The following is a 22,855-nucleotide window of genomic DNA, read 5'->3' on the forward strand; positions in this document are numbered from 1 at the left end:
TCACAGCGTCCGCGTTAAAAAAGGCGACCTTCGGGTCGCCTTTTTCGTTCTGGCTGACCTGACGTGCATCAAGCAAACGATAATTCCTCTTATTCAAACCCCCTCGCCCTGTTAGACTTTGCGCCTTTAAATTCGCCCCTCTTGCAGGAAGTCTGATGCCCTCGCTGCCTCTTCGCTTGTCCGCACTGTTTCTGGCCTTGGGCCTGAGTGCCTGCGATGACGCCCCGCGTTTCACCAAGGCCGAGCCGGGTGAGGCCCGTTCCGGCGGTGCGGCGACCGTGCGCAAGAGCGATCAGAACGCGTTTTCCCTGCCGTCGGCCAACCTGCCGCCCTCGCGCCGCGTGGACTTCAGCGTCGGCAACAGTTTCTTTCGCAGCCCGTGGGTGATCGCGCCGTCGACCACCACGGCCCGCGATGGCCTCGGCCCGCTGTTCAACACCAACGCCTGCCAGAACTGCCACATCAAGGACGGTCGCGGTCATCCGCCGACGCCGGATGCGGCCAACGCGGTGTCAATGCTGGTGCGTCTGTCGATTCCCGATGCGCCGGCCTATGCCAAGGTCATCGAACAGGTGGGCGTGGTGCCCGAGCCGGTCTACGGCGGCCAGTTCCAGGACATGGCCGTCCCCGGCGTCGCGCCGGAAGGCAAGGTGCGGGTCGATTACACGCCGGTGCCGGTCCGCTTCAAGGACGGCACCGAGGTCGAGCTGCGTAAACCGGTCTTGCAGATCACCCAGCTCGGCTACGGCCCGATGCACCCGGATACACGTTTCTCGGCCCGCGTTGCGCCGCCGATGATCGGCCTGGGCCTGCTCGAAGCGATCCCGGAAGAAGCGATCCTCGCCAACGCCGCCGCGCAGGCCAAAGAGAACAACGGCATCAACGGCCGGCCAAACCGGGTCTGGGACGATGAGCAGCAAAAGACCGTCATGGGCCGATTTGGCTGGAAAGCCGGCCAACCGAACCTCAATCAACAAAATGTTCACGCGTTTTCTGGTGATATGGGCCTCACCACCAGCCTGAGACCGTTTGATGACTGCACCGACGCGCAAACCGCCTGCAAACAGGCGCCGAACGGCAATGGCCCGGACGGCGAACCTGAAGTCAGCGACAACATCCTGCGCCTGGTGCTGTTCTACAGCCGCAACCTCGCCGTTCCCGCCCGCCGTGGCGTCAACGATGAGCAGGTGCTGGCCGGCAAGAATCTGTTTTTCCAGGCTGGCTGCCAGTCCTGCCACACGCCGAAATACACCACCGCCGCCAACGCGGCCGAACCTGAACTGGCCAATCAAGTGATTCGCCCGTACAGCGATCTGCTGCTGCATGACATGGGCGAAGGTCTGGCGGACAACCGCACCGAATTCCAGGCCTCCGGCCGCGACTGGCGCACCCCGCCGCTGTGGGGCATCGGCCTGACGCAGGCGGTCAGCGGCCACACCCAGTTTCTGCATGACGGCCGCGCCCGCAACCTGCTCGAAGCCGTGCTCTGGCACGGCGGCGAAGCGAAGGCGGCGCAGCAACAGGTTTTGTCTTTCAACGCCGAGCAGCGTGCCGCGCTGCTGGCGTTCTTGAACTCACTTTAAACACTTAAAAGAATCGGGAGCCCGACATGTTCCGTCCCAAGCTGTTGTTCACCAGCCTTGCCGCACTGGCCCTCGGCGCGTGCTCGCCGCAGGATCCGCAAGCCGTCACCTCGGCGGCCATCGCCAAATCGGTGATCCTGCCGACCTACACCCGCTGGGTCGAAGCCGACAAGCAACTGGCCGTCAGCGCCCTCGCCTACTGCCAGGGCAAAGAGTCGCTGGACACCGCCCGCGCCGACTTCCTGCACGCACAGAAAGCCTGGGCCGAGCTGCAACCGCTGCTGATCGGCCCGCTGGCCGAGGGCAACCGTTCGTGGCAGGTGCAGTTCTGGCCGGACAAGAAAAACCTGGTCGGCCGTCAGGTCGAGCAACTGGTCACCGCGCAGCCGCAGATCGACGCCGCCGCACTGGCCAAGTCCAGCGTTGTGGTTCAAGGCCTGTCCGCTTACGAGTACATCCTGTTCGACGCCAAGCCTGACGTCGCCAACGACGCGCAGAAAGCCAAGTACTGCCCACTGCTGGTGGCCATCGGCGAGCGTCAGAAACAACTGGCCGAAGAGATTCTCAGCAGCTGGAACAACACCGACGGCATGCTCGCGCAGATGAGCAAGTTCCCGAACCAGCGCTACGCCGACTCCCACGAAGCGATCGCTGATCTGCTGCGGGTACAGGTCACTGCCCTCGACACCCTGAAGAAAAAACTCGGCACACCGATGGGCCGTCAGAGCAAGGGCGTGCCTCAGCCGTTCCAGGCTGATGCATGGCGCAGCCAGTCGTCCATGGAGTCGCTGGAAGCCAGCCTCGCAGCGGCCAAAACCGTCTGGGAAGGCGTCGACAACAAAGGCCTGCGCGGCCTGCTGCCGGCTGAGCAAAAGCCGCTGGCGGACAAGATCGATGCAGCCTACGCGGCGTCGCTCAAACTGTTCGGCAGCACTCAGCGCTCGCTGACTGAAATGCTCAACGATGACGCCGGTCGCCAGCAGCTCAACGACATCTACGACAGCCTCAACGTCGTCCACCGCCTGCACGAAGGCGAGCTGGCCAAGGCGCTGGGCATCCAACTGGGCTTCAACGCCAACGACGGTGACTGATGAGGGCACGTGCCATGCTGCGACGCCAGGCTCTGACTTTAGGTAGTTTGCTGCTGGGAGCAGTGACACTGGGCGGCTGGACGCTGTTCAAACGCAAGGACCAAAGCCCGCTGCTGCTGTCGGCGCGGGACGACACCGACGGCAAGCATTACGCCGTCGGTTATCGGCTGGACGGCACTCAGGTGTTTGCCACCGAAGTCGGCCAGCGCTGCCACGACATCATCAATCACCCGACGCTGCCGATCGCGCTGTTCGTCGCCCGCCGGCCGGGCACCGAGAGCTACCTGATCGACCTGCGCAACGGTGCATTGCTGCAAACCGTGACGTCGCAGCCGAACCGGCATTTCTACGGCCACGCGGTGATCCATCACAGTGGCGACTACCTGTACGCCACCGAAAACGACACCACCGATCCGGGCCGTGGCCTGCTCGGGGTGTACAAATTCGAAGGCGAACGGCTGGTGCACAGCGGCGAGATTTCCACCCACGGTCTCGGCCCGCATCAGGTGTCGTGGATGCCCGACGGTGAAACTCTGGTGGTGGCCAACGGCGGCATCCGCACCGAGGCCGAAAGCCGGGTCGACATGAACCTCGATGCCATGGAGCCGAGCCTGGTGCTGATGCAACGCGACGGCACCCTGCTGAGCAAGGAAACCCTCGCCCAGCAGATGAACAGCGTGCGCCACCTCGGGATCGCCAGCGACGGCACCATCGTCGCCGGCCAGCAATTCATGGGGCCTTCCCACGAGCGCTCGGAGCTGCTGGCGATCAAACGGCCCGGCCAGCCATTCGTGGCGTTCCCGGTGCCGGACCATCAGTTGCAGTCGATGGGTCATTACACCGCCAGCGTCGCCGTGCACAGCGACCTGCGTCTGGTGGCACTGACCGCACCGCGCGGCAACCGCTTCTTCATCTGGGATCTGGACAGCGGCGAAGTGCGCCTCGACGCGCCATTACCCGACTGCGCCGGCGTCGGTGCGGTGAAGGACGGTTTTGTCGTGACCTCCGGTCAGGGACGCTGCCGCTACTACGATTGCCGTCAGGACGACCTGCTGGCCAAACCACTGGATTTGCCCGCAGGGCTCTGGGACAACCATCTTCATCTGATGGCCTGAAATTCGCCGCCGACCGTTCGGTCGGCGGCCCCGCTTTTCTCCACCTTCTTCCCTTACACCCGGTAAAAACTGGCAGTTGGAATCCCTGCCGGACTCGGGGTAATGTGCCCGCCTGTCTCGCCTGATTTTCTCCAAGGAACTGGAAATATGCTGCGTCGCCGCATGCTGATCATGTTGGGTGTTGTACTGCTGATCGTTCTGCTTCTCGCCGGTTACAAGGCCTTCTCGATCTATACGATGATCCAGGGCTTTTCCAAGCCGAAGCCGCCGATCAGCGTCGCCGTGGCCACGGCCGTCGAGCGCCCGTGGCAGATGCGTCTGCCCACCGTCGGCACGCTGAAGGCGCTGCAAGGCGTCGACCTGAGTCTGGAGAACGCCGGCACCGTCACCGAGCTGAAATTCGAATCGGGGCAGAAGGTCAAGGCCGGCCAACCCTTGCTGCAACTGGACAGCGCCGTCGAAGCCGCCTTCCTCGAAACCGCCAAGGCCGATCTCGGCCTCGCACAGCTGGATTACGGTCGCGGCAGCCAGCTCGTCGGCAGCAGCGCCATCTCCAAAGGCGAGTTCGACCGGCTCTCGGCGCAGCTGCAAAAGAACAAGGCCACGGTCAATCAACTCAATGCGGCGCTGGCGAAAAAACGCATCGTCGCGCCCTTCAGCGGCACCATCGGCATCCGCCTCGTGGACATCGGCGACTACCTCGCCAGCGGCACCAAGATCGCCACCCTGCAGGATCTGAGCAGCCTCTACGCCGACTTCTACGTGCCCGAACAGTCGGTGCCGAAACTGGCCATCGGGCAGCCGGTACAGATTACGGTCGCGGCGTATCCCGGCCAGCACTTCACCGGCGCCATCACCGCGATCAACCCGATCGTCGAAAGCACCACCCGCAACATTCTGGTGCGCGCCACGCTGGCCAACCCCGACGGCAAGTTGCTGCCGGGCATGTTCACCAGCATCGAGGTGCTGCTGCCGGATCCGCAGAAACACATCGTGGTCCCGGAAAGCGCGATCACCTACACCCTCTACGGCAACTCGACGTACGTGGTCACCCAGAAGAAAGCCGAAGACGGCTCCGTCGAAAAGGACGACAAGGGCCAGCCTGTGCTGATCGCCGAGCGTCGGTTCGTCGAGACCGGCGAACGCCGCGATGGCCAGGTGATGATCAACAAGGGCGTGCAGAGCGGCGAACAGGTGGTGACGGCCGGCCAGATCAAACTGGACAACGGCGCCCACATTGCCATCAGCGACGACAAGACCCTCGGCGAGCAGAACAGTCCGCCCCGCGCCGACTGATCAAGGAAACCCCATGGCTTTTACCGATCCGTTCATCCGCCGCCCGGTGCTCGCCACCGTGGTCAGTCTGCTGATTGTGCTGCTGGGCTTCCAGGCCTGGAGCAAGCTGCCGCTGCGCCAGTATCCGCAAATGGAAAACGCCCTGATCACGGTGACCACCGCGTACCCCGGGGCCAACGCCGAAACCATTCAGGGCTACATCACCCAGCCGATGCAACAGAGCCTGGCCAGCGCCGAGGGCATCGACTACATGACCTCGGTCAGTCGCCAGAACTTCTCGGTGATTTCGATATACGCGCGCATCGGCTCCAACAGCGACCGTTTGTTCACCGAACTGCTGGCCAAGGCCAACGAGGTGAAGAACAAGCTGCCTCAGGACGCCGAAGATCCGGTGCTGAGCAAGGAAGCCGCCGACGCCTCGGCGCTGATGTACATCAGCTTCTTCAGCAAGGAGCTGAACAACCCGCAGATCACCGACTACCTGTCGCGGGTGATCCAGCCGAAACTGGCGACCCTGCCGGGCATGGCCGAGGCGGAGATTCTCGGCAACCAGGTGTTCGCCATGCGCCTGTGGATCGACCCGGTGAAACTCGCCGGCTTCGGACTCAGCGCCAGCGACGTGACCAACGCGGTGCGCCAGTACAACTTCCTCTCCGCCGCCGGCGAAGTGAAAGGCGAGTACGTGGTCACCAGCATCAACGCCAACACCGAACTGAAGTCCGCCGAAGCCTTCGGCAAGATCCCGCTCAAGGTCAGCGGTGACAGCCGGGTACTGCTCAGCGATGTGGCACGGGTCGAGATGGGTGCGGAAAACTACAACTCGATCAGTTCGTTCGGCGGCACGCCCTCGGTGTATATCGGGATCAAGGCCACGCCCGGCGCCAACCCGCTGGAAGTGATCAAGGAAGTGCGCAAGATCATGCCGGAGCTGGAAGCCCAGCTGCCGCCCAACCTCAAGAGCGAGATCGCCTACGACGCCACGCTGTTCATCCAGGCCTCCATCGACGAAGTGGTGAAAACCCTGTTCGAAGCGGTGCTGATCGTGATCGTGGTGGTGTTCCTGTTCCTCGGTGCGCTGCGTTCAGTGGTCATTCCGGTGGTGACGATTCCGCTGTCGATGATCGGCGTGATGTTCTTCATGCAGATGATGGGCTACTCGATCAACCTGCTGACCCTGCTGGCGATGGTGCTGGCCATCGGGCTGGTGGTCGACGACGCGATTGTGGTGGTGGAAAACATCCACCGGCACATCGAGGAAGGCAAGACACCAATGGACGCCGCGCTCGAAGGCGCCCGGGAAATCGCCATGCCGGTGGTGTCGATGACCATCACCCTGGCGGCAGTGTACGCACCGATCGGATTTCTCACCGGGCTGACGGGGGCACTGTTCAAGGAGTTTGCGTTGACCCTGGCCGGGGCGGTGGTGATCTCCGGCGTCGTCGCCCTGACCCTGTCGCCGATGATGTGCGCCGTGTTGTTGCGTCATGACGAAAACCCCAGCGGCCTGGCCCATCGCCTAGACCGGATTTTCGACAGCCTCAAGCGCCGCTATCAGAGCATGCTGCACGGCACGCTCAATACCCGGCCGGTGGTGCTGGTGTTTGCGGTGATCGTGCTGTGCCTGATTCCGGTGCTGCTCAAGTTCACCAAGTCGGAACTGGCGCCGGACGAAGACCAGGGCATCATTTTCATGATGGCCAACGCCCCGCAGCCGACCAACCTCGATTACCTGAACACCTACACCGACGAGTTCATCAAGATCTTCAAGGAGTTCCCGGAGTACTACTCTTCGTTCCAGATCAACGGCTATAACGGCGTGCAAAGCGGCATCGGCGGTTTCCTGCTCAAGCCGTGGAACGAGCGCAGCCGCACGCAAATGGAAATCCTCCCCGAGGTACAGGGCAGACTCGAGGGCATTCCGGGCCTGCAGATCTTCGGCTTCAACCTGCCGTCCCTGCCAGGCACCGGTGAAGGCCTGCCGTTCGAGTTCGTGATCAACACCGCCAACGACTACGAGCTGTTGCTGCAAGTGGCCGACCGGATCAAGAAGCGCGCCATGGAGTCGGGCAAGTTCGCCTTCGTCGACCTCGACCTGGCTTTCGACAAACCCGAAGTGGTGGTCGACATCGACCGCGCCAAGGCTGCGCAGATGGGCGTGTCGATGCAGGATCTGGGCGGCACCCTCGCCACCTTGTTGGGTGAAGCCGAGATCAACCGGTTCACCATCGAAGGCCGCAGCTACAAGGTCATCGCCCAGGTCGAACGGGCCTACCGCGACAACCCGGACTGGCTGAACAATTACTACGTGAAAAACACCCAGGGCGAACTGCTGCCGCTGTCGACCCTGATCACCGTGACCGACCGCGCACGACCGCGACAGCTCAACCAGTTCCAGCAACTCAACGCGGCCAAGCTGTCCGGGTTCCCGCTGGTGAGCATGGGCGAAGCTATCGACAGTGTGTTGCAGATCGCTCGGGAGGAGGCCCCGGCCGGGTTTGCCTTCGATTACGGCGGCGCCTCCCGGCAGTTCGTCCAGGAAGGCAGCGCGCTGTGGGTGACCTTTGCGTTAGCGCTGGCGATCATTTTCCTGGTGCTGGCGGCGCAGTTCGAGAGCTTCCGCGATCCACTGGTGATTCTGGTGACCGTGCCGTTGTCGATCTGCGGAGCGCTGATTCCGCTGTTCCTCGGCTGGTCGAGCATGAACATCTACACCCAGGTCGGGCTGGTGACATTGATCGGGTTGATCAGCAAGCACGGGATTCTGATCGTCGAGTTCGCCAACCAGTTACGCAAGGAGAAGGGCCTGACACCCCGTGAGGCGGTGGAGGAAGCGGCAGCGATTCGCCTGCGCCCGGTGTTGATGACCACCGCGGCGATGGTCTTCGGCATGGTGCCGCTGATCGTGGCTACCGGCGCCGGGGCGGTCAGCCGTTTCGACATCGGGACGGTGATTGCCACGGGGATGTCGATCGGGACATTGTTTACGCTGTTTGTCCTGCCGTGCGTTTACACCGTGCTGGCGAAACCCGATCCCAAGGCATGACGCAGTAAAAAAAGCCATGACGCAATAAAAAAGGCCTCGCATCAGCGAGGCCTTTGGCTCTTGTAGAAAGAGATTTCAATCGATTCAACTCTGCGGCCTCATCCCTTGAGAAAGTCCGAACATGAACAGCAAAAGATCATGATCGGGTTGTGTGGCCACGGCGGCTTTCGCCACCCGTGGCATCGGGCAATGCGGGTCGCTCGCCGAGGCGCCGATCACCTGCATGCGTGGCTGTTCCCAGGCCGCCACCGCCAATGATGCAACTGCCAAGGCTCCTACCAGAAACAAACCTCGAGCAATTTCTAGTTTCATCGCTATAAACCTTTGATAGCGCTGCCAAACGCCGTCTCATAAAAGTAGACGAGTTTTTTCCAGTCTGTCGCGCTGAACGACGAGTGGCGGCGCAATTGCTTCATGTCATGGGCGGCCGCGCGATGAGCGGTCAGACGCTGACGGCATTTTTCCAGATCGATCAGGGCGACTTCGACCTTGGCCGATTCACCTTCGCCCGTCACCCGCACAAACACGTGCTTGATGTAGATGCAGCTGTGCTGCCAACGGCCCTTGTGCATGCGCGCCAGGTTTTCGGCGAGGTCCTTGAGCACGCGCTCATAGACAGCTTCGCCATACTGCTCGCGGCCGCCGCCGGCTTCCCAATGCTCAAGCTCCTGAAAGCCATCGAGCGATTTGGTCACCAACAGTGCACGCCACTTGAATTCTGGATCTGGCTGGGCACCGCAGAACACAATTTCGGGCACCCGGACACCGAGACGTGAAACCCCGGTCAATGCATCCAGCTCGCGCAATACGGTCGGACGTCCGAACGGATGCCGCCAGCTGCGATAGATATGTCCGGTCTGGCGTTTGGCATACAGCAGCTGGCCATCGCGCCCCTTGACTCGTTGCACACCACTTTCGCCACCACGGCGCACATTGGGTTCCTCGACCCATTCACCACGCTGGTTCCAGTAGTAGTCGAAGCGATCCTCGGGAGCGACTTCCGCTTCTGCTGCAAATTGCACTGCCATCCTCTTACCTCTTGCGTAATACGTAAACTCGCCACATGGCATAGAGCGGAATAAAGTCCAGTTGTTCCTGGATCCGGAATCCTGCCTCTTCGAATTCCTTTTCAACTGTTGCGGCCGGTAACACAAACCGGTTCTGGTAACCCTCCTGGCCACGCTTTTGCTCGGCGCGTTTGCGTTTCCAGGCCTTGAAATTGCCGTCCACCCACAGCGAAATGATCACGCTGTCCCGGGTGACACGCTCGAACTCACGCAGAATCGCCCGGCGGTGCTCGGCTTCGCCGATGTGATGCAGCAGTCGCATGCAGAAAATGCTGTCGACGGCGTTATCAGGCAAGGCAATGTCGAACGCAGACGTGTGCAAGGGTTGTACCCGTTTCACCACATCTGCCGGTTGCGCCTGCATGGCGGTCTTGATCATCGACTCGGAGTTGTCCGCTCCGATGATCACCCGATTGGGCTTTTCCGCCAGCAATGGCCAGAAACGTCCTGCGCCGCATGGCAGGTCGAGCACCAGTCCCGGCTCACCAACGAGGGTCAACGCCTTGCGGGCCAACTGCTGATCCCGCCAGTTGGACAAACGACGCCCCAGACCGTCCTGGTGTTTACGCAGGTATTTCTGCGCATGGTTGTCGTCGTACTTTTCGGAAAAATCGAGTTTGATCGGGCCGGCCATCACCAGGACTCCTGAATTACTGATGACGCCACCTTAAGCAGCGGTGTGTCAGCGTCAGGTCATCCCTTTGTGAAAAAAACGTCATGTAAATCGGCAAACTATTTCAAGGTTATACAGGAATTAGACAGGTTGGCGGGAGTACCCTCATCAACCGGCTGATCTTCAGCGCTTGCCCAGATCGACCTCGAAACGGCAGCCATTGGGCTCCATCGTGCTCAGCGTGACGCTCCAGCCTTCGTTTTCACAAATGCGCTGAACCAGCGACAAGCCCAATCCAAGCCCCTCGCCACGCTTTTCGTTGCCGCGCACAAACGGCTGGAACATGGCTTCGCGTTTTTCCTCGGGAATGCCCACGCCCGAATCCTCAACCACAAAACCGTTCTCATTGAGCGTCAGGCGAATAAACCCCTGCTCCGTGTAGTGCAAGGCGTTACGCAGCAGATTGCCCATCACGGCATTGAGCAGCGTCGCGTTGTAACGGGTGTCGGGCGGGTTGCCAGGTTCGAAAGTCAGCTGCAAACCCTTGGATTCGATAGGCGCGCGCCACAGGCAGAGCAAGCTGTCGGCCACTTGCGCGAGGGTGTGCCGGGGCGCGGCGCCAGCGTCTTCGCGCTGGGCACGGGCGAGCATCAGGAAGGTCTGCACCAGCTCGCGCATCTCCTCACTGGCTCGCGCAATGCGCTGAACCTGGGCCTTGCCGCGCTGATCGATACCCGGATTTTCCAGCAACAGTTCACAAGAGCTGGCCAATACCATCAGCGGCGTGCGCAATTCGTGGCTGACGTCGCTGGTAAACAGCCGCTCCCGCGTCAGCGCCTGACGCAGGCGCCCGAGCGTAGCGTCGAACGCCACCGCCAGTTCGCCCACCTCGTCTGCCGCGTAGTCCGGCGCCAGCGGAGGTGCCAGCCCGAGCAACTGGTCGCGATGGCGCACCTGGCGGGCAAGACGCACCACCGGAGCCATCACCTTGCGCGCCAGCACCCAACCGAGGAACACCGCCAGCGCCAGACTGAGCACAAAGCCCACCAGCACCACGGCGAACAGTACGCGCTCGCGCTCTTCGAAATCGCTTTGATCCTGCAGCAGCACATAACGACGACCGTCGACTACCTCGACCATCGCGTGGTACGACAGCTGCTCGCGAAAGACTTCATGGAAACCCGAATCCAGGTGCCGCAGGTCCTTGGGCAGCTCGAAGTCGCCCGGCCCGCCGCTGAAGTAGAACAACTGATCCGGCTCCGGCCGGTGGCTCCAGTCCGAGACATTGTCCATCAGCAGCAGGCGTTGCAGGTCGCCACCCAGCCCGGCGGAAATCAGTTTTTCCTCGACCAGGTGCACGGTCGCGACGATGCCCATCGCAAACGCCCCGGCCACCAGCGCACTCATCAGCGCAAAGGCGATGATGATCCGCTGGGCAAGGCTTTGCTTAAACTCCATCGCGGCCCTCGGCCAGGCGGTAACCCACGCCGTGCACGGTGTGCAGCAGTGGCTTGGCGAATGGTTTGTCGATCACCTGGCGCAATTGGTGGACGTGGCTGCGCAGGCTGTCGCTGTCCGGGCAGTCATCGCCCCACAGCGCTTCTTCGAGAATTTCCCGGCGCAAAACATGCGGGCTTTTTTGCATCAGCACCGCCAGCAGTTTGAGGCCGACCGGGTTGAGCTTGAGCAATTTGCCTTCGCGGGTCACTTCGAGGGTATCGAGGTCGTAGCTCAGATCGCCGACCTGCAGGGCACGGCGACCGCCGCCCTGGGTGCGGCGCATCACCGCTTCGACCCGGGCTGCCAGTTCCGACAGTGCGAACGGTTTGACCAGATAATCGTCGGCCCCGGACTTGAAGCCCTGCAGGCGGTCGTCGAGCTGGTCGCGGGCGGTGAGCATGATCACCGGCGTGTCGCGACGGGCGTCTTCGCGCAGGCGCTTGCACAGAGTGTAGCCGTCGATGCCCGGCAGCATGATGTCGAGCACGATCAGGTCGTAATGCTCGGTGGCGGCCAGATGCAGGCCCGACAGACCGTCCTGGGCGCAGTCGACGGTATAGCCTTTGAGCCCCAGGTAATCGGCCAGATTGGCCAGGATATCGCGGTTGTCTTCGACCAACAGAATTCGCATGGGCACCTCCTCCGTACACGGTAGCGGCCGTCTTGGCCCGCGCAGCTTACGACCATCGCCGACTCAGGGCTAGGGCGACAAGCCCCACAAATCGAGTCTTTCAACCAAATTCATTCCTTAACAAGTTTTTCACTATCGGTTCACAACCTGACTACAGTGACAACGCGAGACTCTCGCGCCATTAGATATAAGGAATGTAGACAATGGACTTCTTCAAGACGGCGCCAATGCGCTTTCTGCTGCTGGTCACCGGCGCTTGGCTGGTGGTGTTTCTCCTGACCCGAACCGTGCTGTTGCTGACTCATCTGGATGAGGCCGGCGGCGTGGCATTTTCCATGTTCGGCATCGGCTTGCTGTATGACCTGGGCTTTCTCGCCTATGCCGCGCTGCCGATGGGCCTGTATCTGCTGCTGTGTCCGCCGGCCCTGTGGCGCCGACGCGGTCATCGCTGGTTCCTTCAGGGACTGCTGACGGTCAGTCTGTTCGCCATGCTGTTCACCTCCGTGGCCGAATGGCTGTTCTGGGACGAGTTCGGCGTGCGCTTCAACTTCATCGCCGTCGACTATCTGGTGTATTCCGATGAAGTCCTGAACAACGTGCTGGAGTCCTACCCGATCGGCGCGTTGCTGAGCATTCTTGCGCTGCTCGCCGTGGCGCTGAGTTTCGCGTTGCGCAAACCTTTCAACGCGGCGCTGGACGCCCCGCTGCCACCACTGCGTGGTCGCCTGCTCAATGCCCTGGGTCTGTTGGTGGTCGCGGGGCTGAGCCTGCAACTGCTCAGCCAGGATGCACCGCGCGCCCAGGGCGGCAATGCCTATCAGAATGAACTGGCGAGCAATGGCCCGTATCAGTTCTTCGCCGCGTTCCGTAACAATGAACTGGACTATGGCCAGTTCTACAGCAGTCTGTCGCCGGAAAAAGTCGCCGGCCAGATTCGTGCTGAATTGAGCGAACCCATCGCGCGCTTCATCGGCCAGGATCCACAGGATATCCGCCGGATGATCGACAATCCGGGCACCGTGCGTAAACCGAACATCGTACTGGTCACCATCGAAAGCCTCAGTGCCAAGTACCTGGGCAGCAATGGCGATGAGCGCAACCTGACACCGAATCTGGATGCCTTGCGCAAGCAGAGTCTGTACTTCAACAACTTCTACGCCACCGGCACCCGCACCGATCGGGGCCTGGAAGCCATCACGCTGGCCATTCCGCCGACGCCGGGCCGTTCGATCGTCAAGCGCATCGGCCGCGAAAGCGGCTTCGCCAGCCTCGGCCAGCAACTCAGCGCCGTCGGCTACGACAGCGTGTTCGTCTACGGCGGACGCGGTTATTTCGACAACATGAACGCGTTCTTCAGCGGCAACGGCTACCGCGTCGTCGATCAGAGCAGCGTCGATGAATCGGAAATTCACTTCAAGAATGCCTGGGGCATGGCCGACGAGGATCTGTACAAGCAGACCCTGAAACTGGCCGATGCCGATTACGCCAAACAGCAGCCTTTCCTGTTGCAACTGATGACCACGTCCAACCACCGCCCTTATACCTATCCGGACAACCGGATCGACATCAAGTCCGGCAACGGTCGCGATGGCGCGGTGAAATACACCGACTACGCCATCGGCCAGTTCCTGGAGCAGGCGCGGCAGAAACCGTGGTTCGACAACACGATCTTCATCTTCGTCGCCGACCACACCGCCGGCAGCGCGGGCAAGGAAGACTTGCCGATCAGCAACTACCAGATCCCGCTGTTCATCTATGCGCCGAAGCTGATCGAACCACGGGAAAACGCGCAACTGGCCAGCCAGATCGATCTCGCGCCAACCCTGCTGGGGTTGCTGAACTTGGATTATCAATCGACGTTTTTCGGTCGCAACCTGCTGCAGGACAACCCGCTGCCACCGCGGGTCGTGGTCGGCAACTATCAACACCTGGGACTGTTCGACGGCAAGGATCTGGCGATCCTCAGCCCGCGCCAGGGCCTGCGCCGGCATGACGATGCGCTGACCGAAAGCCGCGAGTCCAGGGCCGGCAGCGACGACCCGCTGATCAGCCGCGCCATCACCTATTACCAAACCGCCAGTTATGGCTTCAAGCAACAGCTGCTTGGCTGGAAGGCGCCCAAGGAGGGTGCCGAGCAAATCAGCGAACGTTAATCGAAGCGCCCCGGGCTGATGCCCCGGGGCGTTTCCCGCTCTGGATATGTCATGCCATCAAACGTTGTACGCCCTGCCCCTCGCCCGCTGAATTTCTGGTTGTGCCTGGGGATTCCCGCCGTGGCGGCCGTCATTCTGGTTTTGTTGGAGCTGACCGATCTGGACATGGATCTGGCCCGGCTTTTCTATGACCCGGCTGCCGGTGACTTCATTGGCCGCCACAGTTACTTCCTGGAAAACATCCTCCACGACCGCGCCAAACAAGTGGTGATCGCCTTTTCGGTGTTTGCCATCCTCGGGTTCATCGGCGCGTTTTTCATCGAGCGGCTCAAACCGTTCAAGCGTGAGCTGGGCTGTCTGGTGTTGTCGCTGGGTCTGGCCACCTCGTTTGTCACGCCGGTGAAAGCCGTGACGGCGGTGCAATGCCCATGGAGCCTCGAACAGTTTGGCGGCCACGAAACCTACAGCAAACTGCTGGATCATCGCCCGCCGACCGACAAGCCCGGTCGTTGCTGGCCGGGTGGTCATGCGGCCACCGGTTTTACCTTGTTTGCGTTGTTCTTCGTGCTGCGTGATCGTCGCCCACGGTTGGCCCGTCAGGCGTTCATCTTTGCCTTCGCGCTGGGTTCGGTGTTTTCGATCAGCCGGATGATGCAGGGCGCACACTTCTTTTCCCACAACGTGTGGACGGCGATCTTCTGCTGGCTGATCTGTCTGGGGTCGTATTACTGGATTCTGTATCGCCCGGCAGTCAAGGCTGAAACAGACACGCAGGCCCATCCGGTCAACGCCTGAACCCTGAAACGCGGGCAATAAAAAACCCCGTCTGCTCACGCAGACGGGGTTTTTCGTTACAGGGTAAGGCTGGCTTACATCATGCCGCCCATGCCACCCATGCCGCCCATGTCTGGCATACCGCCGCCAGCTGCACCTTCTTTCTTCGGTGCGTCAGCAACAGCAGCTTCGGTGGTCAGGATCAGACCGCCGATGGAGGCTGCAGCTTGCAGAGCCGAACGGGTGACCTTGGTTGGGTCCAGGATGCCCATTTCGATCATGTCGCCGTATTCGCCGGTAGCAGCGTTGTAGCCGAAGCTGCCTTCGCCGTTCTTGACCTTGTCGACAACCACGCTTGGCTCGTCGCCGGAGTTGGCAACGATCTGGCGCAGCGGCGCTTCAACAGCGCGACGCAGTACAGCGATACCGACGTTCTGGTCAGCGTTGTCGCCTTTCAGTTCGGTCAGGGCTTCCAGAGCGCGGATCAGCGCAACGCCACCGCCAGGTACCACGCCTTCTTCAACGGCTGCGCGGGTTGCGTGCAGGGCGTCTTCAACGCGGGCTTTCTTCTCTTTCATTTCAACTTCGGAACCGGCGCCAACCTTGATCACTGCAACGCCGCCGGACAGCTTGGCCAGACGCTCTTGCAGTTTTTCACGGTCGTAGTCCGAGGAAGTCTCGGCAACCTGGGCACGGATCTGAGCGATACGGGCTTCGATGTCGCCTTGAACGCCAGCACCGTCAACGATGATGGTGTTTTCCTTGGACAGGGTCACGCGCTTGGCGCTACCCAGATGTTCCAGGGTGGTGCTTTCCAGGCTCAGGCCGATCTCTTCGGAGATAACGGTACCGCCGGTCAGAACGGCGATGTCCTGCAGCATGGCCTTGCGACGGTCGCCGAAGCCTGGAGCCTTGACGGCTGCGACTTTAACGATGCCACGCATGTTGTTCACGACCAGAGTCGCCAGGGCTTCGCCTTCAACGTCTTCGGCAACGATCAGCAGTGGACGGCCGGCTTTGGCAACGGCTTCCAGTACTGGCAGCATTTCGCGGATGTTCGAGATCTTTTTGTCGACCAGCAGGATCAGCGCGCCTTCCAGCTCGGCAACCATGGTGTCCGGCTTGTTGACGAAGTACGGGGACAGGTAGCCACGGTCGAACTGCATGCCTTCTACAACCGACAGTTCGTTTTCCAGGCCCGAGCCTTCTTCAACGGTGATCACGCCTTCTTTACCGACTTTTTCCATGGCTTCGGCAATGATGTCGCCGATGGAGTTGTCGGAGTTGGCGGAGATGGTGCCCACCTGAGCGATAGCCTTGGTGTCAGCGCATGGCTTGGACAGGGCTTTCAGTTCTTTGACGATCGCGATGGTCGCTTTGTCGATACCGCGCTTCAGGTCCATCGGGTTCATGCCGGCAGCGACGGCTTTCAGGCCTTCGTTGACGATCGACTGAGCCAGAACGGTAGCGGTGGTAGTACCGTCACCAGCGTCATCGTTGGCACGGGAGGCAACGTCTTTGACCAGCTGCGCGCCCATGTTTTCGAAACGGTCTTCGAGTTCGATTTCTTTGGCGACGGAAACGCCGTCCTTGGTGATGGTCGGAGCGCCGAAGCTCTTCTCGAGGATCACGTTACGGCCTTTCGGGCCCAGGGTCGCTTTTACCGCGTCAGCCAGGACGTTTACGCCAACCAGCATTTTCTTGCGGGCGGAATCGCCGAATTTAACTTCTTTAGCAGCCATGATCGATATTCCTTAAATACTTTGTAGTAGCGGGAAAATGAGCGGGTAATCAGCCTTCGATAACAGCGAGGATTTCGTTCTCGCTCATTACCAGCAGGTCTTCGCCGTCGACTTTCACAGTGTTGCTGCCGGAGTAAGGACCGAACACAACCTTGTCGCCTTCCTTCACGGACAGTGCGCGCACTTCGCCGTTTTCCAGAACTTTGCCCGGGCCTACAGCGAGAATCACACCGTGGTTGGCTTTTTCAGCAGCCGAACCTGGCAGGACGATACCGCCAGCGGTTTTCTTTTCTTCTTCGCTGCGACGGATAACGACGCGGTCATGCAGAGGACGAAGCTTCATTGTCGATCTCTCCTAATTGTGGTTTTCATCGGCCGGTGTAGTCCCGGCGGGTTTAACGAATCCGGCCTGCGCCGGTTGCGGCTCGTCGAGCGAACCGCGGAAGTCTGTCCGACTCAAAATGTCGGAAACCTTTCGGTGACCGATACATAAGGGCGCATAAGCTTATTACAAGGGCGGGGCTAAAAAATTTTCACGCAGGCTGCATGAATTCGCCCCACAAACGAACACGGCACCCGAAGGTGCCGTGTCGATGCTGACGTTACTTGGTGTCGCGGTGTTCGAATTCGCCTTCGATCACATCACCTTCGCGACCCAGCGGCTGGCGCGGTGCAGGACCGCCGCGAGGTTGCAGGTCATCGGCGAACGCTCGCTGGCGCATGGCCTGTTCTTCGGCGCGCTGACGCATCTTGTTGGCGACCAGTCGACGACTGAACGGCAACAGCAGCACCAGACCGACCACATCGCTGATGAAGCCCGGCAGGATCAACAGGCCACCGGCCAGGGCCAGCATCAGGCCTTCGAGCATGGTTTGCGCAGGCAGTTCGCCGCGGTTCAGGCTTTCACGGGCACGCAGTGCGGTGGCCAGCCCGGCGACGCGCAGCACGAATACGCCGAACATCGAGCCGAGAATGATCAGCAGCAGGGCCGGGAAAAATCCGATCGAACCTGCCACTTTGACGAATACGAACAGCTCCAACACCGGGAACAGCAGAAAGAGCAACAAAAAAGGGCGCATCAAAGTTTCCTCAACGCAAGAAATGCCTTGCAGTAAGCCTTAGATGACGTCGCCCTTTCGTGAATTCAAGCGTCGGCTACCGCATTTTTTGGCCAGACCTCGGCGTGAGCCAGAGAAACCAAGGCCTCGCGCACTTGTATCGGCGTATGACAAGGCGCTTGAAACGGCAGCCAGTACAGCGCTTGGCCGATGCGCAAGTGCATGCCTTCGGTGTCGATCCCGGCCAGTTGCGCCGGCACGGTTTTCGGCAGACCGGCGAGGTCGACGTAATGCGCGATGGCCTTGGCGTGGTCGCTGTTCATGTGCTCGACCATGCTGATTTCGGCCTTGCCGGCGAACGGGTTGGCCAGGGTCAGGTGATCGACCCAGTGGATCGCGCCAAAACCGCCGATGTAACGATGGCGCACGGGTTTGAGCACCCAGAAATCGAAATCGTGAGCCTTGTGGTAATTCTGCGAATCGGGGAAATAACGGTAGTAACGCTCGGCGGCGGCTTCGATGGCGGCAGCGTCTTCGAGTTTTTCCGCCTCGGCCAGATAGGTCAGGCGACCAACGGCTTGCACATCGTCGGCCTCGCGCTCACCCACCAGCAGCGAGCATTTCGGATCTTTCTGCAGGTTATGGGTGTGCTGGGCGATGCGGCTGATCAGGATCAGCGGCTGGCCCTGCTCGTCCAGGCAGTAGGGAACCACGGAGCCGAACGGAAAACCGGGCATCGATTTGGAGTGGGTCGACAGCACGCCACGGTATTCCTTGAGAAGCAATTCTCGGGCATTCTTAGCCGCTTCAACGCTCAATTTATGACTCCTTAAATAGAATCCGTCGAAAAAACGGACGGGCGCATGGGATTTGTCCCACACGCCATCGGGCAGTTCTCATGTGCAACAGGCCCCTGGCCGGTGCAGATCGAGAGGCTACCTATAAGGACCACTCTGACCTGCTCTCGGGGGCATGCGAATGCAACTCAACGACAAAGTAATCATTATCACTGGCGGTTGCCAAGGCTTGGGCCGCTCGATGGCCGAGTATTTCGCAGGCAAGGGCGCGAAGCTGGCGCTGGTCGACCTGAACCAGGAAAAACTCGATGATGCCGTCGCGGCCTGCAAGGCCAAGGGTGTCGAGGCACGCAGCTATCTGTGCAACGTCGCCAATGAAGAGCAGGTGACGCACATGGTTGCCCAGGTCGCCGAAGATTTCGGCGCGATCCACGGCCTGATCAACAACGCCGGGATCCTGCGCGACGGCCTGCTGCTCAAGGTCAAGGACGGCGAGATGACCAAGATGAGCCTGGCCCAATGGCAGGCGGTGATCGACGTCAACCTGACCGGCGTGTTTCTGTGCACCCGTGAAGTGGCGGCAAAAATGGTCGAGCTGAAGAACAGCGGCGCGATCATCAACATCTCGTCGATCTCCCGCGCGGGCAACGTCGGCCAGACCAACTACTCCGCCGCCAAGGCCGGTGTGGCGGCAGCGACCGTGACCTGGGCCAAGGAACTGGCACGCTATGGCATTCGCGTGGCCGGCATCGCGCCGGGCTTCATCGAAACCGAGATGACCCTGGGCATGAAACCCGAAGCGCTGGAGAAAATGACCTCAGGCATTCCGCTCAAGCGCATGGGCAAGCCGGAAGAGATCGCCCACTCGGCGGCCTACATCTTCGAGAACGACTACTACACCGGCCGGATTCTGGAGATGGATGGCGGGTTGCGCATCTGACATCTGTCGCGCAATGAAAAACGCCCCGGTGCAAAGGCACCGGGGCGTTTTTGTTTAAACGGCAGGCATCAATCGTCGCTGATGGTGATGTTCGGCATCGCCGGCGAGGCCGCTTCCTGCAACACGATCCGCGCGCCGACGTGACGGGCCAGTTCCTGATAGACCATGGCGATCTGGCTGTCCGGCTCGGAAATCACCGTCGGCTTGCCGCCGTCGGCCTGCTCGCGGATCAGCATCGACAGCGGCAACGAGGCCAGCAACTCGACGCCGAACTGGGTCGCCAGCTTCTCGCCACCGCCCTCACCGAACAGATGCTCGGCGTGTCCGCAGTTCGAGCAGATGTGCACGGCCATGTTTTCCACCACGCCCAGCACCGGAATGTTGACCTTGCGGAACATCTCCACGCCTTTGCGCGCGTCGAGCAGCGCCAGATCCTGCGGTGTGGTGACGATCACGGCGCCAGCCACCGGGACTTTCTGCGCCAGGGTCAGCTGGATGTCGCCGGTGCCTGGCGGCATGTCGATCACCAGATAATCCAGGTCGCCCCAAGTGGTTTGCGTCACCAGTTGCAGCAGCGCGCCGGACACCATCGGCCCGCGCCAGACCATCGGCGTGTTGTCGTCGGTCAGGAACGCCATCGACATTACTTCCACGCCGTGGGCCTGCAGCGGCACGAACCATTTCTGATCTTTGACCTGCGGACGGGTGCCCTCGGGAATGCCAAACATGATGCCTTGGCTCGGGCCATAGATATCGGCATCGAGAATCCCGACCTTCGCGCCTTCGCGAGCCAATGCCAGCGCCAGGTTGGCGGCGGTGGTGGATTTGCCCACACCGCCCTTGCCTGAGGCCACCGCGACCACGTTCTTGACGTTGGCCAGCCCCGGAATCTGCGCCTGGGCCTTGTGCGCGGCGATCACGCTATTGACCTCGACCTTGGCAGTCACCACGCCGTCGAGGTTTTCGATGGCCAGTTGCAGCAATTGCGCCCAGCCGCTCTTGAACAGACCGGCGGCATAGCCGATTTCCAGCTGCACGCTGACGCGATCGCCGGTGATTTCGATGTTGCGCACGCAACCGGCGCTGACCGGATCCTGGTTCAGGTAAGGGTCGGTGTATTGGCTGAGGACGGCTTCCACCGCTGCGCGAGTGACGGCACTCATGGGCAACTCCGATAACAAGACTGGGAAAAGATGGCGGGTATCCTACCCCTTCTGTCCTCCGGACGGCATGTCCGGCAACGATTTGCAGAGGTGAAATATCTTTCCCGGCGCTTTATAGTGGCCGACCTCCGTTTCATCAAGTAGCGAAGCCCCACATGTCCGAACCACGCAAGATTCTCGTCACCAGCGCCCTGCCCTACGCCAACGGTTCGATCCACCTTGGCCATATGCTGGAATACATCCAGACCGATATGTGGGTGCGCTTCCAGAAGCATCGTGGCAATCAGTGCATTTACGTCTGCGCCGACGACGCCCATGGTTCGGCGATCATGCTGCGCGCGGAAAAGGAAGGCATCACCCCGGAACAACTGATCGCCAACGTCCAGGCTGAACACAGCGCCGACTTTGCCGAGTTCCTGGTGGACTTCGACAACTTCCACTCCACTCACGCCGAAGAAAACCGTGAACTGTCGAGCCAGATCTACCTGAAGCTGCGTGACGCCGGGCACATCGCCCAACGTTCGATCACCCAGTATTTCGACCCGGAAAAGAAAATGTTCCTGGCCGACCGCTTCATCAAGGGCACCTGCCCGAAGTGCGGCACTGAAGACCAGTACGGCGACAACTGCGAAAAATGCGGTGCGACCTACGCACCGACCGACCTGAAGGATCCGAAGTCGGCAATCTCCGGCGCCACCCCGGTGCTCAAGGATTCCCAGCATTTCTTCTTCAAGCTGCCGGACTTCCAGGAAATGCTGCAGGCCTGGACCCGCAGCGGCACCCTGCAGGATGCCGTGGCCAACAAGATCGCCGAATGGCTGGACGCCGGCCTGCAACAGTGGGACATCTCCCGCGATGCGCCGTACTTCGGCTTCGAGATCCCGGGCGAGCCAGGCAAATATTTCTACGTGTGGCTGGACGCGCCGATCGGCTACATGGCCAGCTTCAAGAACCTCTGCAACCGCACGCCGGAGCTGGACTTCGACGCGTTCTGGGGCAAGGACTCCACCGCCGAGCTGTACCACTTTATCGGCAAGGACATCGTCAACTTCCACGCCCTGTTCTGGCCGGCGATGCTCGAAGGCGCGGGTTTCCGCAAGCCGACCGGGATCAACGTGCACGGCTACCTGACCGTCAACGGTCAGAAGATGTCCAAGTCCCGCGGCACCTTCATCAAGGCCCGTACCTACCTGGATCACCTGTCGCCGGAATACCTGCGCTACTACTACGCGGCCAAACTGGGCCGTGGCGTGGACGACCTCGACCTGAACCTCGAAGACTTCGTGCAGAAGGTCAACTCCGACCTGGTCGGCAAAGTGGTCAACATCGCCAGCCGTTGCGCCGGTTTCATCCAGAAGGGCAACGCCGGTCTGCTGGTGGACACCAACGCCGCGCCGGAACTGACTGAAGCGTTCCTGGCCGCTGCGCCGAGCATCGCCGACGCCTATGAGGCCCGCGACTTCGCCCGCGCCATGCGCGAAACCATGGCTTTGGCCGACCGCGCCAACGCCTGGATCGCCGACAAGGCGCCATGGTCGCTGAACAAGCAGGAAGGCAAGCAGGATGAAGTCCAGGCGGTCTGCGCCACGGCGATCAACCTGTTCCGCCAGCTGGTGATCTTCCTCAAGCCGGTGCTGCCGCTGCTGGCCGCCGATGCCGAGGCGTTCCTCAACGTCGCCCCGCTGACCTGGAACGACCACACCACCCTACTGGCCAACCACCAGCTGAACGAATTCAAACCGTTGATGACCCGCATCGACCCGGTAAAAGTGCAAGCCATGACCGACGCCTCGAAAGAAGACCTGACCGCCAGCCAGACCGACACCGGCGCCGCCGCACCTGCCGGCAATGGTGAACTGGCCAAGGATCCGCTGTCGCCGGAAATCGACTTCGACACCTTTGCCGCCGTCGACCTGCGTGTGGCGCTGATCGTCAAGGCCGAACACGTCGAAGGCGCGGACAAGCTGCTGCGTCTGACCCTCGACATCGGTGACGAGCAACGCAACGTGTTCTCGGGGATCAAGAGCGCCTACCCGGATCCGTCCAAGCTCGACGGTCGCCTGACCATGATGATCGCCAACCTCAAGCCACGGAAAATGAAGTTCGGCATCTCCGAAGGCATGGTGATGGCGGCCGGCCCTGGCGGTGAAGAAATCTACCTGCTGAGCCCGGATAGCGGCGCCAAGCCGGGTCAGCGCATCAAGTAAGGTTCTGCCCTGACAGATCCCACAGGCGTGCTCCGTGCGCCTGTGGGATTTTTCATATCTGGCCCGCCCTCCACGGCTGCCG

Annotated in this window: 19 protein-coding genes; 9 read left to right on the top strand and 10 right to left on the bottom strand. The window is 61.1% G+C overall.

Annotated features, from left to right (window positions below; genetic code table 11):
• Window positions 1-155: 155 nt before the first annotated feature.
• The 5 genes from CAF90_RS12830 (at window position 156) to CAF90_RS12850 (ending at window position 8,128) form a co-directional block, all read left to right on the top strand.
• Complete coding sequence (locus CAF90_RS12830) at window positions 156-1,583, top strand: di-heme oxidoredictase family protein (RefSeq protein WP_085606718.1); 1,428 nt, start codon at window positions 156-158, stop codon at window positions 1,581-1,583.
• Between the two features lie 26 nt (window positions 1,584-1,609).
• Window positions 1,610-2,674, top strand: coding sequence for an imelysin family protein (locus tag CAF90_RS12835; protein WP_007953243.1), 1,065 nt, complete (start codon window positions 1,610-1,612; stop codon window positions 2,672-2,674).
• A gap of 14 nt (window positions 2,675-2,688) precedes the next feature.
• Entirely contained in the window at window positions 2,689-3,789 is a 1,101-nt protein-coding gene (locus CAF90_RS12840) for a DUF1513 domain-containing protein (protein ID WP_085606720.1), read from the top strand.
• Window positions 3,790-3,936: 147 nt separating this feature from the next.
• Window positions 3,937-5,085, top strand: a complete 1,149-nt coding sequence (locus tag CAF90_RS12845) for an efflux RND transporter periplasmic adaptor subunit (RefSeq protein WP_085606722.1) — start codon at window positions 3,937-3,939, stop codon at window positions 5,083-5,085.
• A 13-nt stretch (window positions 5,086-5,098) separates the two neighbouring features.
• Window positions 5,099-8,128 carry a multidrug efflux RND transporter permease subunit gene (locus CAF90_RS12850; protein ID WP_085606724.1) on the top strand — a complete coding sequence of 1,010 codons (3,030 nt, stop codon included), beginning with the start codon at window positions 5,099-5,101 and terminating at the stop codon, window positions 8,126-8,128.
• 84 nt (window positions 8,129-8,212) lie between these two features.
• Here CAF90_RS12850 and CAF90_RS12855 read toward each other — a convergent pair whose 3' ends face one another.
• The 5 genes from CAF90_RS12855 to colR form a co-directional block, all read right to left on the bottom strand.
• Window positions 8,213-8,440, bottom strand: coding sequence for a hypothetical protein (locus CAF90_RS12855; RefSeq protein WP_011335717.1), 228 nt, complete (start codon window positions 8,438-8,440; stop codon window positions 8,213-8,215).
• Window positions 8,441-8,442: 2 nt separating this feature from the next.
• Window positions 8,443-9,156, bottom strand: a complete 714-nt coding sequence (locus CAF90_RS12860; RefSeq protein WP_085606726.1) for a lipopolysaccharide kinase InaA family protein — start codon at window positions 9,154-9,156, stop codon at window positions 8,443-8,445.
• A gap of 4 nt (window positions 9,157-9,160) precedes the next feature.
• Window positions 9,161-9,829 carry a class I SAM-dependent methyltransferase gene (locus CAF90_RS12865; protein ID WP_007953228.1) on the bottom strand — a complete coding sequence of 223 codons (669 nt, stop codon included), beginning with the start codon at window positions 9,827-9,829 and terminating at the stop codon, window positions 9,161-9,163.
• 162 nt (window positions 9,830-9,991) lie between these two features.
• Complete coding sequence (locus CAF90_RS12870; RefSeq protein WP_085606728.1) at window positions 9,992-11,266, bottom strand: HAMP domain-containing sensor histidine kinase; 1,275 nt, start codon at window positions 11,264-11,266, stop codon at window positions 9,992-9,994.
• On the bottom strand, window positions 11,256-11,939 hold the full coding sequence (colR, locus tag CAF90_RS12875) for a two-component system response regulator ColR (protein WP_007953224.1): 684 nt from the start codon (window positions 11,937-11,939) through the stop codon (window positions 11,256-11,258). Before colR ends, CAF90_RS12870 begins: the two co-directional genes overlap by 11 nt.
• A 203-nt stretch (window positions 11,940-12,142) precedes the next feature.
• On the opposite strand from colR, the gene CAF90_RS12880 reads away from it, so the two are divergent.
• Window positions 12,143-14,092 carry an LTA synthase family protein gene (locus tag CAF90_RS12880; RefSeq protein WP_085606730.1) on the top strand — a complete coding sequence of 650 codons (1,950 nt, stop codon included), beginning with the start codon at window positions 12,143-12,145 and terminating at the stop codon, window positions 14,090-14,092.
• A 51-nt stretch (window positions 14,093-14,143) separates the two neighbouring features.
• The gene (locus CAF90_RS12885) at window positions 14,144-14,887 is read left to right on the top strand and encodes a phosphatase PAP2 family protein (RefSeq protein ID WP_085606732.1); all 744 of its coding nucleotides are present in this window, start codon (window positions 14,144-14,146) and stop codon (window positions 14,885-14,887) included.
• 74 nt (window positions 14,888-14,961) lie between these two features.
• On the opposite strand, the gene groL is transcribed toward CAF90_RS12885, so the two are convergent.
• The 4 genes from groL to CAF90_RS12905 form a co-directional block, all read right to left on the bottom strand.
• Window positions 14,962-16,608 carry a chaperonin GroEL gene (gene groL, locus CAF90_RS12890; RefSeq protein WP_007953220.1) on the bottom strand — a complete coding sequence of 549 codons (1,647 nt, stop codon included), beginning with the start codon at window positions 16,606-16,608 and terminating at the stop codon, window positions 14,962-14,964.
• A 49-nt stretch (window positions 16,609-16,657) separates the two neighbouring features.
• Window positions 16,658-16,951, bottom strand: a complete 294-nt coding sequence (locus CAF90_RS12895) for a co-chaperone GroES (protein ID WP_085606734.1) — start codon at window positions 16,949-16,951, stop codon at window positions 16,658-16,660.
• A gap of 259 nt (window positions 16,952-17,210) precedes the next feature.
• Window positions 17,211-17,687 carry an FxsA family protein gene (locus tag CAF90_RS12900; RefSeq protein ID WP_007953217.1) on the bottom strand — a complete coding sequence of 159 codons (477 nt, stop codon included), beginning with the start codon at window positions 17,685-17,687 and terminating at the stop codon, window positions 17,211-17,213.
• 65 nt (window positions 17,688-17,752) lie between these two features.
• On the bottom strand, window positions 17,753-18,484 hold the full coding sequence (locus tag CAF90_RS12905) for a HugZ family protein (RefSeq protein ID WP_007953216.1): 732 nt from the start codon (window positions 18,482-18,484) through the stop codon (window positions 17,753-17,755).
• A 160-nt stretch (window positions 18,485-18,644) separates the two neighbouring features.
• On the opposite strand from CAF90_RS12905, the gene CAF90_RS12910 reads away from it, so the two are divergent.
• A complete protein-coding gene (locus CAF90_RS12910) occupies window positions 18,645-19,403 on the top strand; it encodes an SDR family oxidoreductase (protein ID WP_011335726.1) in 759 nt (252 codons plus the stop codon).
• A gap of 68 nt (window positions 19,404-19,471) precedes the next feature.
• On the opposite strand, the gene apbC is transcribed toward CAF90_RS12910, so the two are convergent.
• Entirely contained in the window at window positions 19,472-20,566 is a 1,095-nt protein-coding gene (apbC, locus tag CAF90_RS12915) for an iron-sulfur cluster carrier protein ApbC (protein ID WP_085606736.1), read from the bottom strand.
• Window positions 20,567-20,721: 155 nt separating this feature from the next.
• On the opposite strand from apbC, the gene metG reads away from it, so the two are divergent.
• Window positions 20,722-22,773, top strand: a complete 2,052-nt coding sequence (gene metG, locus CAF90_RS12920; RefSeq protein ID WP_085606738.1) for a methionine--tRNA ligase — start codon at window positions 20,722-20,724, stop codon at window positions 22,771-22,773.
• Window positions 22,774-22,855 lie beyond the last annotated feature (82 nt).

It is taken from the genome of Pseudomonas sp. B37(2017) (assembly GCF_002112885.1).
In the GTDB taxonomy this organism is placed as follows: domain Bacteria; phylum Pseudomonadota; class Gammaproteobacteria; order Pseudomonadales; family Pseudomonadaceae; genus Aquipseudomonas; species Aquipseudomonas paraglycinae.

Bases quoted from the DNA above. Each gene is read 5' to 3' on its own strand.
- CAF90_RS12830 (WP_085606718.1), top strand. From the start codon at position 156: ATGCCCTCGCTGCCTCTTCGCTTGTCCGCACTGTTTCTGGCCTTGGGC.
- CAF90_RS12835 (WP_007953243.1), top strand. From the start codon at position 1,610: ATGTTCCGTCCCAAGCTGTTGTTCACCAGCCTTGCCGCACTGGCCCTC.
- CAF90_RS12840 (WP_085606720.1), top strand. From the start codon at position 2,689: ATGCTGCGACGCCAGGCTCTGACTTTAGGTAGTTTGCTGCTGGGAGCA.
- CAF90_RS12845 (WP_085606722.1), top strand. From the start codon at position 3,937: ATGCTGCGTCGCCGCATGCTGATCATGTTGGGTGTTGTACTGCTGATC.
- CAF90_RS12850 (WP_085606724.1), top strand. From the start codon at position 5,099: ATGGCTTTTACCGATCCGTTCATCCGCCGCCCGGTGCTCGCCACCGTG.
- CAF90_RS12855 (WP_011335717.1), bottom strand. From the start codon at position 8,440: ATGAAACTAGAAATTGCTCGAGGTTTGTTTCTGGTAGGAGCCTTGGCA.
- CAF90_RS12860 (WP_085606726.1), bottom strand. From the start codon at position 9,156: ATGGCAGTGCAATTTGCAGCAGAAGCGGAAGTCGCTCCCGAGGATCGC.
- CAF90_RS12865 (WP_007953228.1), bottom strand. From the start codon at position 9,829: ATGGCCGGCCCGATCAAACTCGATTTTTCCGAAAAGTACGACGACAAC.
- CAF90_RS12870 (WP_085606728.1), bottom strand. From the start codon at position 11,266: ATGGAGTTTAAGCAAAGCCTTGCCCAGCGGATCATCATCGCCTTTGCG.
- colR (WP_007953224.1), bottom strand. From the start codon at position 11,939: ATGCGAATTCTGTTGGTCGAAGACAACCGCGATATCCTGGCCAATCTG.
- CAF90_RS12880 (WP_085606730.1), top strand. From the start codon at position 12,143: ATGGACTTCTTCAAGACGGCGCCAATGCGCTTTCTGCTGCTGGTCACC.
- CAF90_RS12885 (WP_085606732.1), top strand. From the start codon at position 14,144: ATGCCATCAAACGTTGTACGCCCTGCCCCTCGCCCGCTGAATTTCTGG.
- groL (WP_007953220.1), bottom strand. From the start codon at position 16,608: ATGGCTGCTAAAGAAGTTAAATTCGGCGATTCCGCCCGCAAGAAAATG.
- CAF90_RS12895 (WP_085606734.1), bottom strand. From the start codon at position 16,951: ATGAAGCTTCGTCCTCTGCATGACCGCGTCGTTATCCGTCGCAGCGAA.
- CAF90_RS12900 (WP_007953217.1), bottom strand. From the start codon at position 17,687: ATGCGCCCTTTTTTGTTGCTCTTTCTGCTGTTCCCGGTGTTGGAGCTG.
- CAF90_RS12910 (WP_011335726.1), top strand. From the start codon at position 18,645: ATGCAACTCAACGACAAAGTAATCATTATCACTGGCGGTTGCCAAGGC.
- apbC (WP_085606736.1), bottom strand. From the start codon at position 20,566: ATGAGTGCCGTCACTCGCGCAGCGGTGGAAGCCGTCCTCAGCCAATAC.
- metG (WP_085606738.1), top strand. From the start codon at position 20,722: ATGTCCGAACCACGCAAGATTCTCGTCACCAGCGCCCTGCCCTACGCC.